8 protein-coding genes are annotated in these 14959 nt (G+C 43.1%); 7 read left to right on the top strand and 1 reads right to left on the bottom strand.

Translation table 11 applies throughout. The annotated features are described in order from the left end of the window. Positions 1 to 209: 209 nt before the first annotated feature. Both BGP76_RS19545 and BGP76_RS19550 read left to right on the top strand, forming a co-directional pair. The gene (locus tag BGP76_RS19545; RefSeq protein WP_119845907.1) at positions 210 to 1733 is read left to right on the top strand and encodes an NAD(P)H-hydrate dehydratase; all 1524 of its coding nucleotides are present in this window, start codon (positions 210 to 212) and stop codon (positions 1731 to 1733) included. Positions 1734 to 1875: 142 nt separating this feature from the next. Further along, the gene (locus tag BGP76_RS19550; protein ID WP_073122724.1) at positions 1876 to 2265 is read left to right on the top strand and encodes a T9SS type A sorting domain-containing protein; all 390 of its coding nucleotides are present in this window, start codon (positions 1876 to 1878) and stop codon (positions 2263 to 2265) included. 184 nt (positions 2266 to 2449) lie between these two features. Here the strand turns inward: BGP76_RS19550 and BGP76_RS19555 are convergent, their stop codons facing one another. Continuing rightward, positions 2450 to 5398 (bottom strand): DUF2723 domain-containing protein, encoded by a 2949-nt coding sequence (locus tag BGP76_RS19555; protein WP_119845908.1) that lies wholly within the window; start codon positions 5396 to 5398, stop codon positions 2450 to 2452. Positions 5399 to 5594: 196 nt separating this feature from the next. Between BGP76_RS19555 and BGP76_RS19560 the strand changes: the two genes are divergently transcribed. The 5 genes from BGP76_RS19560 (at position 5595) to BGP76_RS19580 (ending at position 14865) form a co-directional block, all read left to right on the top strand. Then, positions 5595 to 8084, top strand: coding sequence for a M1 family aminopeptidase (locus BGP76_RS19560; protein WP_119845909.1), 2490 nt, complete (start codon positions 5595 to 5597; stop codon positions 8082 to 8084). 116 nt (positions 8085 to 8200) lie between these two features. Next, entirely contained in the window at positions 8201 to 8731 is a 531-nt protein-coding gene (locus BGP76_RS19565; RefSeq protein ID WP_073122722.1) for an RNA polymerase sigma-70 factor, read from the top strand. Positions 8732 to 8855: 124 nt separating this feature from the next. Then, positions 8856 to 9800 (top strand): FecR family protein, encoded by a 945-nt coding sequence (locus BGP76_RS19570; protein WP_119845910.1) that lies wholly within the window; start codon positions 8856 to 8858, stop codon positions 9798 to 9800. A 73-nt stretch (positions 9801 to 9873) separates the two neighbouring features. Beyond that, a complete protein-coding gene (locus tag BGP76_RS19575; RefSeq protein WP_221409912.1) occupies positions 9874 to 13110 on the top strand; it encodes a SusC/RagA family TonB-linked outer membrane protein in 3237 nt (1078 codons plus the stop codon). 6 nt (positions 13111 to 13116) lie between these two features. Further along, positions 13117 to 14865, top strand: coding sequence for a RagB/SusD family nutrient uptake outer membrane protein (locus tag BGP76_RS19580; RefSeq protein ID WP_119845911.1), 1749 nt, complete (start codon positions 13117 to 13119; stop codon positions 14863 to 14865). The last annotated feature ends 94 nt before the right edge of the window (positions 14866 to 14959 follow it).

Consider the following 14959-nt stretch of genomic DNA (forward strand, 5'->3'; position numbering starts at 1 on the left):
GTGTTATTACCTTGAAAAAGGTGTGATTTGGCAGGAGAATGTTCTTATATATTCCTTATTTTATTGATCAATAAAGAATGACTCAGCTTATAGGTACAAAGTTTAGAGCGTAGTAGTCATGTTAACCGTTGATGTAGTTTTTCTTAATATTAAGGCAATCAGTCAGGGGACATTATTCTTTAAATTGGGCTTTTTTTAATTTGAATTATATGAATAGTAATCTCTGTCTCAAGATTTTTAGTGCCGAACAAACCCGCCAAGCAGATCAATATACGATTACGCATGAACCCATTGCCTCTATTGATTTAATGGAGAGAGCGTCTACGTGTTTTGTTCAGGCTTTTCTGAGAGACTATTCGAAAGATCAATCTGTTAAGGTCTTTTGTGGGACGGGAAATAATGGAGGAGATGGATTGGCTATTGCCCGTTTGTTATTAGACGCAGATTATCACGTGGAGGTGTACCTCCTTGGTGATGTTGAAAAGGGGACGCCTGATTTTCAGTCTAATTTGAAAAAACTCAAAGGGTTGCTAGCGCCTGTATGGGTCAGTGATATGGCCGTTTTTCCTACTATTGAAAATGGAGATTTGGTCATAGATGCTTTGTTTGGGTCGGGCGTATCGAGACCCGTCGAGGGGATTTATGCAGAATGTATCGAAGCAATTAACCGCAGTATGGCGAAAGATGTGATTGCTGTAGATATCGCTTCGGGACTGGGCTGTGAGACGCGATATGGTAAGGGGGCAGTGATGGAGGTGAGTCATACGGTTACATTTCAGTCTCCTAAGTTGACACAATTGTTGCCTGAGAATGATGTGCATACTGGACGGTTGGACGTGATCGATATTGGATTGAGTGAAGAGTTTATTCGTTCGGTCGCTGTGCAGCAGTATTTTTTGACTGAAGCATTCATAAAGTCTCTTTTGATCCCGAGAAAAAAATATGCACACAAAGGAGATGCTGGTCGTAGTTTGATTGTGGCAGGGAGTTTTGGCAAAATGGGAGCAGCGGTGCTGGCCGCACAGGCATGTCTCCGATCTGGTGTGGGGCTATTGACGATGCAGGTACCTGAGTGCGGTGTAGATATATTACAGACGACGACACCTGAGGCAATGGTACGTGCAGATAAGAATAGTAAGGTCAATGAAAAGTTCGATGATTTGGAAGGGTTTGATGCCATAGGTGTGGGGCCAGGTATAGGTACGGAGGACGAAACTGCCAAGCGACTAAAGCTGCTTATAGGGTCGAGTAAAGTCCCGATGGTTTTGGATGCAGATGCATTGAATATATTGAGTCAACATCCGACATGGTTAGAGTATCTGCCTAAGGGCAGTGTGTTGACCCCTCATCCAGGAGAGTTTGCTCGGTTGGTAGGGGAGTGGGATGATGATGCGCATAAATTGGCGTTGCAAATGGAACTGGCACAGCGGTTGGATGCGATTGTATTACTCAAAGGGGCGCATAGTACGGTGGCTACCCCAGATGGGCGTCTGTTTTTTAATTCGACTGGTAATCCAGGTATGGCCACTGGTGGTAGTGGGGATGTATTGACGGGAATGGTCACTGCTTTTTTGGCTCAGGGGTATGATAGTCTGTCGGCTACTTTGGTGGCTTGTTTTGTTCATGGTCGTGCAGGAGATTTGTTTTTAGCAGAGGGGGCGGAGGAGTCTTTGATCGCATCGGATCTTATCACTAAAACCCCATTAGTGCTTAAGTGTCTAAAAAGTAGATAGATAGCTTTTCTGTTTTTTGACAGTTATCTTAGTTTTAGTCTAAGGGGTCTTCGGATATTAATAATAATTTAACTATATTCATTTGAACCATTACGAAAGTATTTCGTAAAATCTGCAGCAGTGTTTTTAGTAAGTAATATATATGGAGTTAAAAGCAGTTATACTATGTTTCGTTTTGAGCAGTGCTGCCTTGGTGACCCAGGGACAGTTAGCTGATACGAGAGCAGTATTTGCTTCCAACTCAGAGGTCATTGTCTACTCAGACGAATTACTAGACCTCACCAATCAAATCGATATTTATCCCAATCCTTCAGTTAATTTCATTGTAGTGAATATCGAAAATTCCAACCTAAAGAAAGTTACTTTCCAGCTTCATAGCGTGATCGGTAATACAGTAGATGTGCAGGCCGAATCTATCGGGAAAGACAAATACAAGATCGACCTGAGAAATTATTCATCAGGTTATTACTTTCTAATCATAGAAGATGAAGAGACCCAGTTCAAAGAAGCTTATAAGTTTTTGAAAAAATAATAATGGTTGGTTATAAAAGCCAAGTACTCGTATGAGTCTTGGCTTTTTGCTTTTAGTACACCACCATCTCCAAGGAACAGGCGCATGAAAAAGCCGAAGAGGTATTTCCCTTCGGCTTAAAATAATTTTCACTAAAATCTGTCAACCCATTTCAGTACTAGCCACAGATGAAACCGTCCTTGGCTTACTCTACCATGCCATAGTAGTTGCGGAATAGTGTTTCATATTTTTGTGCTAGCTCGTTGTTGTCCGCTGATCTGAAGGTTCGGGCTAGCTCGCTTAGCGAAATCAGGTTTTTCTGTAGATCGAATCTATTGGTGATTCCTTTGTCAAACATATAGGCAAGCATTTCATCTGCACGTGTACCGATTTTTTCTGCCATGTCTATAGCAAGTTCTTCTTCTTCGAGTATCATGAGATAGTTAACTTGCTGCACGCTGAAGTGGTCAAATCTAACTGCCTCATCAGGCATGACCTCTAGGCATTTCATCACGGCATTGCGTGCACGATCTTTGTCTCCTTCCAATAACAGTGCGTCTATCAGTGTGTTGAACGTCGCTCTATGGTTGAGGATGAAGTTGCGGTAATCTTCTGAGTAGTATACCTCAGGATTATCCAGCTCTCTCCAGTGGAAGTTGTTCATTAGATTGTCATACATTTTGTCTGTATCGACCATCATTTCGTTACCTGCTGGGTTCTCTACTGGCAATAGTCTGAAAGCATTTCCTTCTTGCATCATGTATTTCTTGATGTTGAAGTTGACACTCGATGCGGAGGTGTTGTTGAAGTAGATCGGGCGTTCCCAGTTGTTGTTGACTATGAGATCGAGTATAGCAAGATCTTTCTTCTCTAGACCACTCCCTTTCATACTCCATGTCATTCTATCTACGAGCATGTTTTGATATTGCTCAGGGACGATTCCTTTAGCTGTTACACTCGCAGTATCTACAGCTAGGAAGAAGTTTTTCGCAGGGACTGAGTTGTACTTGCTGATAGATGTCGGTACCTGAAGAGCAGGGTGCTCATCGTTGATCAGTTTGATGAACTGCTCAGCGTTCATCATACCTCCTTTGATGTTTTGTCTCTCGACTAGCGGTAGGTAGTCATTGAGTCCGCCCTGTGCGTAGCGATCTAGGCTCAGTCCAAATGGCAATGGCTCAGATTCATAGGCGTCACGCATCATCTGCGCGATGTACCAGTCTGTATTGAAATAGCTGAGTACAATCACACGAACGTCTGTTCGGAATCCTTCGACCTCTTGTACATACCACAGTGGGAAGGTGTCATTGTCACCACCAGTGAAGATGATTGCATTTTCCTCGCATGAGGCTAGGAAGTTCTTCGCAGAGTCTACAGAGAAATATCTGTCAGATCTATCGTGATCATCCCATCCTTCACTCGCCATGATCGCAGGAGCGGATAGACATAGTAAGATGGATAAGATCGCAGCGACATTACCCGCTTTGATTATTTTTTTCAACCCTAGCGATAGCGGTATCACAGCTAAACCGATCCAGAAAGCATAAGCATAGTAGGATCCTGCATAGATATAGTCTCTCTCTCTAGGTTCAGTAGGAGGGGAGTTGAGGTAAAGTACCACTGCCACACCTGTGAGGAAAAACAACATCGCGACGAAGGAGAAGTTCCTTGGGTCTTTGTAGTACTGAAAGATCAATCCGATGATGCCCAGAAAGAGTGGGATCATGAAGAAGGCGTTTCTTCCTTTGTTTTCTGCTAGTGAAGAAGGTACCTCTTCGAGTGCATCGAAGATGCCGAGCCAAGTGGCTCCTTGTATGTCGGAGGCTCTACCAGCGAAGTTCCACATAAAGTAGCGGAAGTACATCGTGCCGATCTGATGCCTTAGCATGAAGTAGATGTTATCACTAAAGCTGGGCTTCTCTCCCTGTTTTAGTCCTAAAACTTCACGGTATTTCTGGACATGACCTGGTTGCGAACTGTAGGTTCTCGGTAGGATGGTTGTCTGTTTTGGATCGTATTTGTATTCCAGTTTGTAGTCGGAGATTTCGTATTTTTCTTTGCCTTTTCTATAGACAGCATCTCCCTTTTCTTGCCCCACTAACTCGGCAGTGAAGTATTGCCCATGGAGTAGTGGTCTACTGCCGTATTGCTCACGTTTGAGGTATGATACATAACTGAGTATATCCTCAGGGTTGTTCTCATCAATAGGAGGGTTGTATGTCGAGCGAATCAAGACGATCGAATAGGATGAGTAACCTATGATGATGAAAGCAAAGGCAACCAAAATGGTATTGAGTGTAACTTTTTTTGCTTTGATAGAATAATAGATTCCGTAGATGAGCCCTCCTAAGAACACGACAGCAAAAAAGATAACACCTGAACCAAATGGGAGTCCGAGGTTGTTGACAAAGAAAATTTCTAATACACTGGCCATACTCGGTAGACCAGGGATGACACCACTCATGATGATCATCACGATAGCGCCACTGATGGCGAGGGTAGCGATGATACCATTTCGGGTGACCTTTTCTCTTTTCTTGAAGTAGTAGATCAGGCCGAGTGCAGGTAGTGTGACCAAGTTCAACAAGTGAACACCAATAGATAGACCTACCATATAGGCGATCAAAATAATCCATCTGTTTTCGTCAGAAGGGTCTTTGATGTTCTCCCATTTGAGGATTGCCCAAACCACGAACGCGGTAAAGAACGAAGACATGGCATATACCTCTGCTTCTACAGCGGAGAACCAAAATGAGTCTGAGAAGGTGTAGGCCAATGCGCCTACTACGCCACTACCGATGATTAGTAGGTAGTTGGTTAATGTTTCTTCGCTAGGGACTAGTTTTTTAGCAATGTGCGTGATTGACCAGAAGAGGAACAAAATCGTGAAACCACTACTCAATACACTGAGCATGTTGATCCAGTAGGCCACTTGTTCTCGGTCTCCTCCTGCGAGGAAGGAGAACAATCTACCGAGTAGTAGAAAGAAGGGGGCCCCTGGTGGGTGAGGTACTTCTAGTTTGTAAGACACGGCGATGAATTCTCCGCAATCCCAAAAGCTGGCAGTAGGTTCCACGGTCAATGCGTATACGGTGGTTGCTAGTGCGAATATGAGCCAGCCCGAAATATTGTTAAGTCTGTTGTAATCAATCATTGAATATATATTATTAGACTGGCGAAAATAGTAATTATTGACTAAACACAGGGAGACTTTAACCTTATCTTATCTCTTGTCGTTTTAGGGTCTAAATTTTTAACTTGCTACTACATTGTAGCTAGTTGGGTTGAATGCCCTATTTTCGTTTGAACATCATTACACATGGCTCGGGTTGAGCTTAATTATTACCTCTATGCGAAAGATCTCGTTTCTTTTTATTGTTGTTTTGTTATCTATTGGTCATGCGCAGTTATTTGCGCAAGAGACTGAGTCTGATACAGTCTCTCAGGACTATGCCGTACCTATGTCCTACCGCGCGTCCGAGACGCGGTATTTTGATCTGCTACATACCGATTTGGCCGTTTCTTTTGATTGGGAGAAGGAGCAGTTGATTGGTACGGCTAAACTGAGTCTGAAACCTTATTTTTATGCACAGGAGGATTTGACGCTAGACGCAAAAGCCATGGCAATCCAATCCGTCATGTTACTAGATAGTCAGGGCGGGACTAAAAAACTGACTTATGACTATGACGGATCTGAAATACAGATTCGTTTAGACCGCATCTATGAGCGGACTGACACGTTAGAATTAGCTATAGATTATATCGCCAAACCCAACGAACTACCAGCAGGAGGTAGTGAAGCCATCACTGAGGATAAAGGGCTGTATTTTATCAATGCTGACGGAAAAGATCCTAACAAACCACAGCAGATATGGACACAGGGCGAGACCGAGGCGAGTTCCGTTTGGTTCCCAACCATAGACGCTCCTAACGAGCGTTGTACACAGTCCATCGCGATGACTGTTCAAGACAAATTCAATACACTCTCTAATGGGATTTTGACCAGCCAAAAGGACAATGGTGATGGCACGAGAACGGATAGATGGGTTTTGGATATCCCTCATGCGCCCTACCTATTTATGATGTCGGTAGGAGAATACGCTGTGATTCGTGATCAGTGGAGAGATATTTCGGTTTCTTATCATGTGGAAAAGAAATACGAGGCAGATGCACAAGCGATTTTTGGTCATACGCCAGAGATGATGGAGTTTTTCTCTGAGAAGCTGGGTGTGGACTACCCATGGCCAAAATATGATCAGGTAGTAGTGCGTGACTATGTCTCAGGTGCTATGGAGAACACCACCGCATCAGTGTTCATGGAAGGGCTGCAGGTGCAAGAAAAGGAGTTATTAGATTTTAACTGGGATGATATTATCGCCCATGAGTTGTTTCATCAGTGGTTTGGAGATTATGTGACTTGCGAATCTTGGTCCAACTTGACCCTGAATGAGGGCTTTGCCAGCTACTCTGAATACCTATGGAATGAGTACAAATATGGCGTGGACGAGGCGGATTACAACCTGCTGAATGATCGAGAAGCTTACTTAGACGAAGCGGAGGAGGAATCTAAGGATCTCATCCGGTTCTACTATGAGGATAGAGAAGATATGTTCGATACGCACTCTTATAATAAAGGTGCCGCGGTGATTCACATGCTGAGAAACTATCTAGGAGATGAAGCATTTTTCGCAGGACTCAACCTATACCTGACCCAAAATGCGCTGTCTTCCGTAGAGATTAACGATCTCCGAATGGCTTTTGAGGAGGTGAGTGGAGAGGATCTAAATTGGTTTTTTGACCAATGGTTCTTTTTTCCTGGTCATCCTGAGATCATGGTGAGCGAGACGTACGAAAATGATACGCTGACGTTGCTGGTACAGCAGGTGCAAGGAGATGACTCTCCAGTGTACAAGCTGCCGCTCTTTGTCGAGATTTGGTCTGAGGGAAAAAGCGCCAACTACCCGATTATTTTGGAAGAGGCTGTAGAGACTTATGAGTTTGCATTGACCAAAGAGCCAGAGCTGGTAGTTTTTGATACCGAGCGACAGCTACTGGGTACGGTGACGCATGCTAAGTCTCCTGAAGCTTTGGCTTTTCAGATGACGCATTCTCGGAGTTTTCAGAGTCGACTGGAAGTGGTAGAGTCGTTAGATGAGATCACGGACAAGAAACTGATCCAGCAGATATTGACGCAAGCACTCCAAGACCCGCATTACATTATTCAGGAGTTTGCTTTAGACTATATGATAGAAAAGGAAATCAAACCCAAGAAATATCAAGCACTGCTAGATCAAGCCTATACTCATGAGTCCTCCAATGTACGGAGTTATGTGATTTCCTATTTGGCAGAGACGGATTTTGAAGAGAACCAAGACAAGATCGTAGCAGCCTTGGACGATCCGTCATTCCTGGTACAAAGCACCGCTATGACTTTTCTGCTCCGAAACGGAGAGACGGTAAGTGAGGAATTGGTGCAAAGTTTTTCTAAAGAGACCAATATCAATGTCGTATTGGCCATGTCAGAGTACTATCTGACTCGGACTGGCGAAGCTTCTTTCCAGTGGTTTGCGGACAAAGCCATGGTCGTGGATGACGAAGCGCTTTACTTTTTGCTCCAAGTGTATTCGGAAAAGCTCGTCAATGCCTCGGAGGTTCGTCGCAAAGAAGCGGTCGTTTTGTACAGTGACATTGCACGCAATCACCCGACCTATTTCACCCGATTGGCTGCCTATCAAGGGCTAGTCCTGATGTCGGATCTCGATGGCGTCAATGATCTACTAGACGAAATCAAAGCGGGAGAGAAGGATGAGCGGCTACAGGCGTACTACGAGCAGTTTTAGTTTAGTAGATCGATTTATCAAATTTAGATTTCACGAAAACATAATTTTGACATAAAGAGCTTGTAATAGTATCCAGATAACTTGTGCTGACAACTAATCTGAATATTGTTACCTCTATGCATTCATCGAGTGATACGGCGTTAATCGAGCTACTGAAAAAGGACAGTAAAGTAGCATTTGAGGCGATTTATCGTCGCTATTGGGAGAAATTGTACCTCTACGCTTTTAAGTTATCGGCGGATCGTGAGCTATCTCAGAATATCGTACAGGATTTATTTGTTTCTTTATGGAATAAACGGGCATCACTTTCTATTGAGAAATTGGATACTTATTTGTTTCAATCCGTCAAGTATCAGATTTTCAAAAACTATCGAGATCAAAAGCTCTCTAAAGAAGTTTTGGAGTCTAGGTTCGAGGACTTTGTTATAGAGAACCCTTCGGTAATAGATGATTCGGATCTTACTCAGTCACTTTATACTTCTATCAATAAGCTGCCCAGCAAAAGAAAGGAGATATTCCTGATGAATAAGATTCATGATCTGAGCGTAGAGCAAATTGCCTCTGAACTGGCACTTTCTAATCAAACCGTTAAAAATCAAATCTCTTCAGCGCTCAAACAACTCCGTTTGGATCTGCAAGATGTGTAGCAAGGTTGGTATGATTGATCAGATGTTGCTTTTTTAACTTAATGATTCCTTCATCTTTTCATAATATCTACGCATAGTACGATCGGCCTCCCTTCGGTACTCTCCTTCGAATAAGAGATTTACTATGAAGCAAGGTTCCCACATATTGGAGGTTCTAATTGATAAATTTTTCAAGAAAAGGACAACCGTCAAAGAGGAGAAGTTATTAGATGATTTTTCGGAGGCCTACCGAACGGAAGAGGCGTGGGATAATGCTGTGCTGGGGGACAAGGACGAATTGTCCAACCGGATGTTTGAGACGATCTCCAATCAGATAGAGCATGAAGAGCCTAAGGTGATACAACATTATGCGCTCCAGTGGGGGATGTCCATAGCGGCAAGCATTGTCTTATTGATAGGCGTGTTTTTGTGGTTGGATAGCCATGAGGTAGAAAGCCAAACAATGATGTTTGCCTCAGGAAAGCAAATGGATTCTGTCCGTTTAGTAGATGGCACAATGATATACTTGGGAGCACATTCTGCCCTGTCCTGTGCGCCAGATTTCAATAGCAAGACGCGCCAAGTGACTTTAATCCGAGGCAATGCCTTTTTTGATGTAGCTCGCAATCCCCAAAAACCCTTTGTGATATCATCTGGACAGATTAAGACTACTGTGCTGGGTACATCCTTCAACATAGACTTGAAAGAAGACAACTGTACGGTCACGGTTCATACTGGGAAAGTCAATGTGAAATCCCAAGATCAAAGTGTCGATTTGATCCCCAACCAAGAGGCTTATTTCACTGGAGCAACCTCTAGCCTGAGTAAAAAGACTTTGACAAACAGTCATATGACGCGGTGGTATCGACGAGATCTTCAACTGGAGAATACCTCACTCGGTGAAGTGCTGAGTGTGATTGAGTACAAATTCGGTGTTAAAGCGCAGGTAAAGAATCAAGAGGATTTGAAGACTCCTGTTACGGTATTTATTAGTCATGATGCTACACTCAGTAGCGTGATAGAGCAATTAAATTATATAACAGGTAACCTAAAAATTGAAATGTATGAAGAAATAATCACAGTTAAATAGAAACCAAAAAACCGCAGTTGGTGCAACAACTACGGTCTTAAATCAAAGCATTGTAAAAACAAATACTTAAATAATGTATTCAAATATAATTTTTTATAAAACAAAAGCAACGGCATGCTTGGTATTCATGCTGGTAGTTTTGCTAGCTGCTGGTCCAGTATGGGCCAATAGTGAGTCACCACAGGTCAGTGTAGCGTTAAGAAATGCTACGTTGACTACTATTTTTTCTCATCTGGGAGAACAAACTGGGTACAAGTTCAGCTACGGAGAGAAGGTGATCGAGGATCAAATGACATACTCTATTGTACATAGAGGAAAACAATTACGAGAGGTACTGGACGAGTTGTCAGCAGAGGCGGACTTTAGTTATGCGGTGTCCGATCGGTTGGTTTTGATCCGGAAAAACAACCCGACGGATGCCGTAGTAGGGACGGCAAAAGGTCGAATAGTGGACGAAAATAACGAGCCACTACCAGGAGCCAATGTGCTGCAAATAGGTACTACTAACGGTGTAGTGACTAATATCAATGGAGAGTTTAGCATCGATATGTTAACAGGTGATCAGACATTGGTGTTTTCATTTATTGGTTATGATTCGGAATCGGTGAGTGCTGATGAAAACATGGTGATTCAACTCCTCCCGAGTTTAGAGAGTCTACAGGAAGTTGTCGTGATCGGATATGGTACGACCAATAAGGCTGATGTGACAGGAGCTTTGGATAAAGTGGATAGTGATCATTTCAGAGAGGGAATTAACACTTCTCCAGAACTGTTGTTACAAGGTAAATCTCCTGGGGTACGTGTGATTAGTTCTAGTGGGGAGCCAGGCGCAGGTGTCGATGTGATGATCAGAGGTGCAGGGTCTATTCGTAGTGGTAGTACACCGCTGTTTGTCGTGGATGGTGTGCCACTTAGCAACGCCAGTGTCAGCCCGGGAGGTCCCGATTCGGGAATCGGTAGCTCTAGAGCCAAAAACCCGTTGAATTTTTTGAACCCATCAGATATAGCATCTATCAGTGTGCTAAAGGATGCGTCTGCTGCTGCCATCTATGGCGCCAGAGGGTCTAATGGGGTCATCATCATCACTACCAAAAAGGGGCGAAAGGACGAAGGTACGCTGACTTTGGATAGTTATGTAGGACTATCTACGGTCTCTAAAAAACTGGATCTTTTGGATGCAAAGACCTATGCAGAGAACAATCCTGGCCAAGTCTATGACCCTAATGTCTCTACCGATTGGCAAGATGAGGTATTTAGAACAGCGATGACGACTAGCAATAGCTTGTCATTTTCCAAAGGAACAGATTCGGGCAATTACTATGCGTCTATTAGTCAGATGGATCAAGAGGGAGTTATCGAGCAGAGTGAGTTTGAAAGAATCTCTGGACGTATCAATGTGATGGAGTCATTCATGGATAACCAGCGGTTGAAATTGAAGGTGAATTTGACGGCTTCTCAAACGATCGACAATGCAGTACCGACTAGTGAAACTGCTGGTGCGACAGGAGAACTAATCACGCATACACTCAAGGCTAACCCTACGAGACCAGTCTATGATGAAAATGGGGACCTCTTCGATTTTGATACAGAGGGTAGTTACAATCCTATCTATATGTTAGACTTTCATGAGGATGAGACGCGGACACTCAGAGTTTTGGGCAATGTGGAGGCCAACTTTAGAATCATCAATGGGCTAGAGTATCAGCTTAATTATGGAATAGATCGCTCATTTTCGGAACGAAATACTACTTTCTATCCTAATACAACCGAGATCGAATCTTCTGGAGCCTACTACCAGCAGAACTTTGAGAACTATAGTCGTTTGCTAGAGCAGTACCTGACCTATAGCAAACTCATTGGTAATTCTAAACTGGATGTATTGGGAGGGTTTTCGTATCAAAAATTTGAGCGATCAGGAACCACTTTTGGGCTCAGGGAACTAGATGACGACAGAGTCGATCCTGCCAACAACCCGAGCGTAGCATCTAACCAAGAGGCAATCGAGACGACAGGCTTTGCGGAGATCAATGAATTGCAGTCGTATTTCGGACGGTTAAACTATACCTACAAAGGAAAATATTTAGTCACGGCATCTATTCGGGCTGACGGTTCGACCCGTTTCGGGGACAACAACAAGTATGGTTACTTTCCATCATTTGCCCTAGGATGGAATATCGGTGATGAAGGCTTTCTAGCAGGTTCTTATATCGTGAATGAGCTGAAACTAAGAACGAGCTGGGGACAGACTGGTAATCAAGAAGTGCCTAACAAGGTGACACAGGAGACTTATTCTACGACTTCTAGCAATGGCTATTTTCTCAATGGCGAGGATAGCGAATTAGTCAATGGAGTGACATATACTCGTACAGCAAACCCTGATCTGAAGTGGGAAGTTGTTACGCAGTTTGATCTTGGTTTGGATTTTCAACTTTATGGAGGAGTACTTTACGGTAGCATTGACTATTATAACAAGGCAACTACAGATGCGATTCTTTTGCTCCCAGCCATACAGCCTAACTTCTCTAGTGTATGGACAAATATGGATGGAGAAATTGTCAACTCAGGTATTGAGTTCATGTTGGGTAGCCAAATCATCCAGAGTAATGATGTGTCCTGGTCCGTAGATTTTAATGGAGCGACACTCAAAAATGAGGTCAAAAATCTGCCAGTCACAGAGATATTATCAGGCAATGTGTCTGGTTCTGGAGTGTCCGGCGAGACAGTCAATATCTACAAAAATGGCTATGCCGCAGGATCATTCAATTTGTATGAGCATCTAGGTTTTGATGAAAATGGAATCTCTCAATACTCGGATGAAAAGAAGGTTACTGAGAGTGCATTGCCGACTTTTACCTATGGGTTTAATACCATGTTTAGGTATAAGAATATTGATTTGTCTATGTCCGTTGTTGGGCAGACTGGAGCTTATATTTTCAACAATACCAAGCTGGCGACAGATCACATGTCCAATTTCTTGTCTAGCAAAAACGTGACGAATGACGAGCTGAATTCTGGACAGTCTGTGAATGATGCACTTCGTGTGTCTGATTATTATCTCGAGAGTTCAGATTATATCCGTCTCAACAATCTCCGAATAGGCTACACGTTCAATACAGCCAATATCAAATGGTTGAAGAATTTGACCCTCTATGCGACAGGTCAAAATTTGGTAACTATTACGGATTATTCGGGTTTTGATCCATCTGTCAATACCAGCAAAAATGTAGGAGGTAATACGTCTCTAGGAATAGACTATGCCAGCTACCCGAGTTCAAGAAGTTATTTATTAGGTGCAACTATTAAATTCTAAGAAACCATGAAGTTTAATAAAATGTTTAAATCAACTACCCTGTTGGGTTTGAGTTTTCTTTTGGTCGCTACGAGCTGTACTGACTTGGAAGAAATCGTGATAGACGAAATCGTCCCTAAAGACATCGAAACTGTCGAGGGCATAGAGGCCTCTTTGTTAGCAGCTACGTATGCCAAGCAGGAAAATGTATTTGCTGATTATGGTGGCGTATGGGCATTGCAGGAGTTTAGCACCGATGAGGCACTGTTGCCTGTGAGAGGTGAAGATTGGAGAGATGGTGGCAAATGGAAAGAGCTACATGAGTTTGGATGGAGTGCTGCCAGTGTAGTGCCTGAGGGTATATGGATTAGACTGAATCAAGCGGTGGCTCAGGCAGCCAGTTCGATTGAGGTTATCAAGGATAGCAAAACCGAAGAGGCTAGTTTGTACTTGGCAGAGTCAAGAGCACTTTGGGTACTGTATACCTTCAATATAGTTGACTTGTTTGGTCAGGTACCATACAGAGACCCGTATGATTTGAGTTTTGGTAGCGCACCACGTATTTTGACGAGTGAGGAGGCGATAGATATATGTATCGAGACCCTAGAAGAAGCAATTCCTGATTTGGCTAGTTATGGTACTAGGGGTACTGATTCTGGCAGGTTTTCTAAGGAAGCGGCTTATGCACTTTTGGCCAAAATCTACCTGAATAAAGCGGTGTATGAGGATCGATACAACCCTAACTCTAGTTTTGATTTTGTAAGTAGTGGGTATATGGATAAAGTGATAGAGTATACCGATTTGGTCATCAACTCAGGGGCTTTTTCACTGGAGGGAGACTACTTCGAAATTTTTGATGTCAGTAATAACAATAACCCAGAGCATATCTTAGCCTACATCCAAAGCAATAGTGGAGGGAATACGGGTCAGAATGATTTTACGTATTTGTCAATGGGTAGAAATCAGAAAGCTAACCCTGACAATAACCGAGGATCAAATGCTTCATGTACTACACCTGACTTTTTCGCAACATGGGATGACAACCGTGATGATCCTCGATTTCATAAGCACACGATGAATAATGGAGGAGAAGTGTTTAGAAACGATGGGACAGATGTGAGCCTTCCGTATGATGGTGTTTTTCACTTCAATAGAGGTTTTATAGAAGGACAACAGTACGGCCCCATCATTAGTGATGGAGCCTTCGAGTTTGATCCCGTAGATGCTTCTCGTGTATTGGTACAGGCACTTTATACTGAGAAGACACCTGACTTGTTGATGGACTTTACAGCAGGTTTAAACTTTGATGTAGCGGGTGATGCAGCATTTTCTCAAGACCAAATTAATCGTGGTGTCCGAGTATTCAAGCAGGAGTATGATGCAGAGAACGAGCGAGGGACAGGAGGTGTTAATATCCCATTGTTTAGGCTTGGGGGCATATATACTATGCGAGCAGAGGCGAAATTTAGAAAAGGTGATTTGACTGCTGCACTAGCGGATATCAATTTGCTACGTACCTCTCGGTGGAGTATTGATATAGATGGAAACCAGTTTTTTGGAACAGCTTTGACGAATATAGATGAGGCGGTGCTATATGAAGAGATCAGTCATGAGATGTACTGGGAAGGAGAACGTAGACAGCAGATGATTCGGTTTGGTACTTTTGAGGATGCTTATACTGCCAAGCCAGTGTCTCAGCCTTTTCGTCGCGTGTTTGCTATTCCTCAGTCAGAGATGGACGTCAACAAGGATTTTGTCCAAAACCTAGATTATTGATTTACAGATGAGTCATTTCTAGTGTATAGTTGTGAAGCGCTACCAAAAAATGGTAGCGCTTTTTTTGTATGGACTTTTTGAGGTTCGGTCGGAA

Origin of the sequence: Reichenbachiella sp. MSK19-1, assembly GCF_003590315.1 — a bacterium.
GTDB lineage: Bacteria > Bacteroidota > Bacteroidia > Cytophagales > Cyclobacteriaceae > Reichenbachiella > Reichenbachiella agariperforans.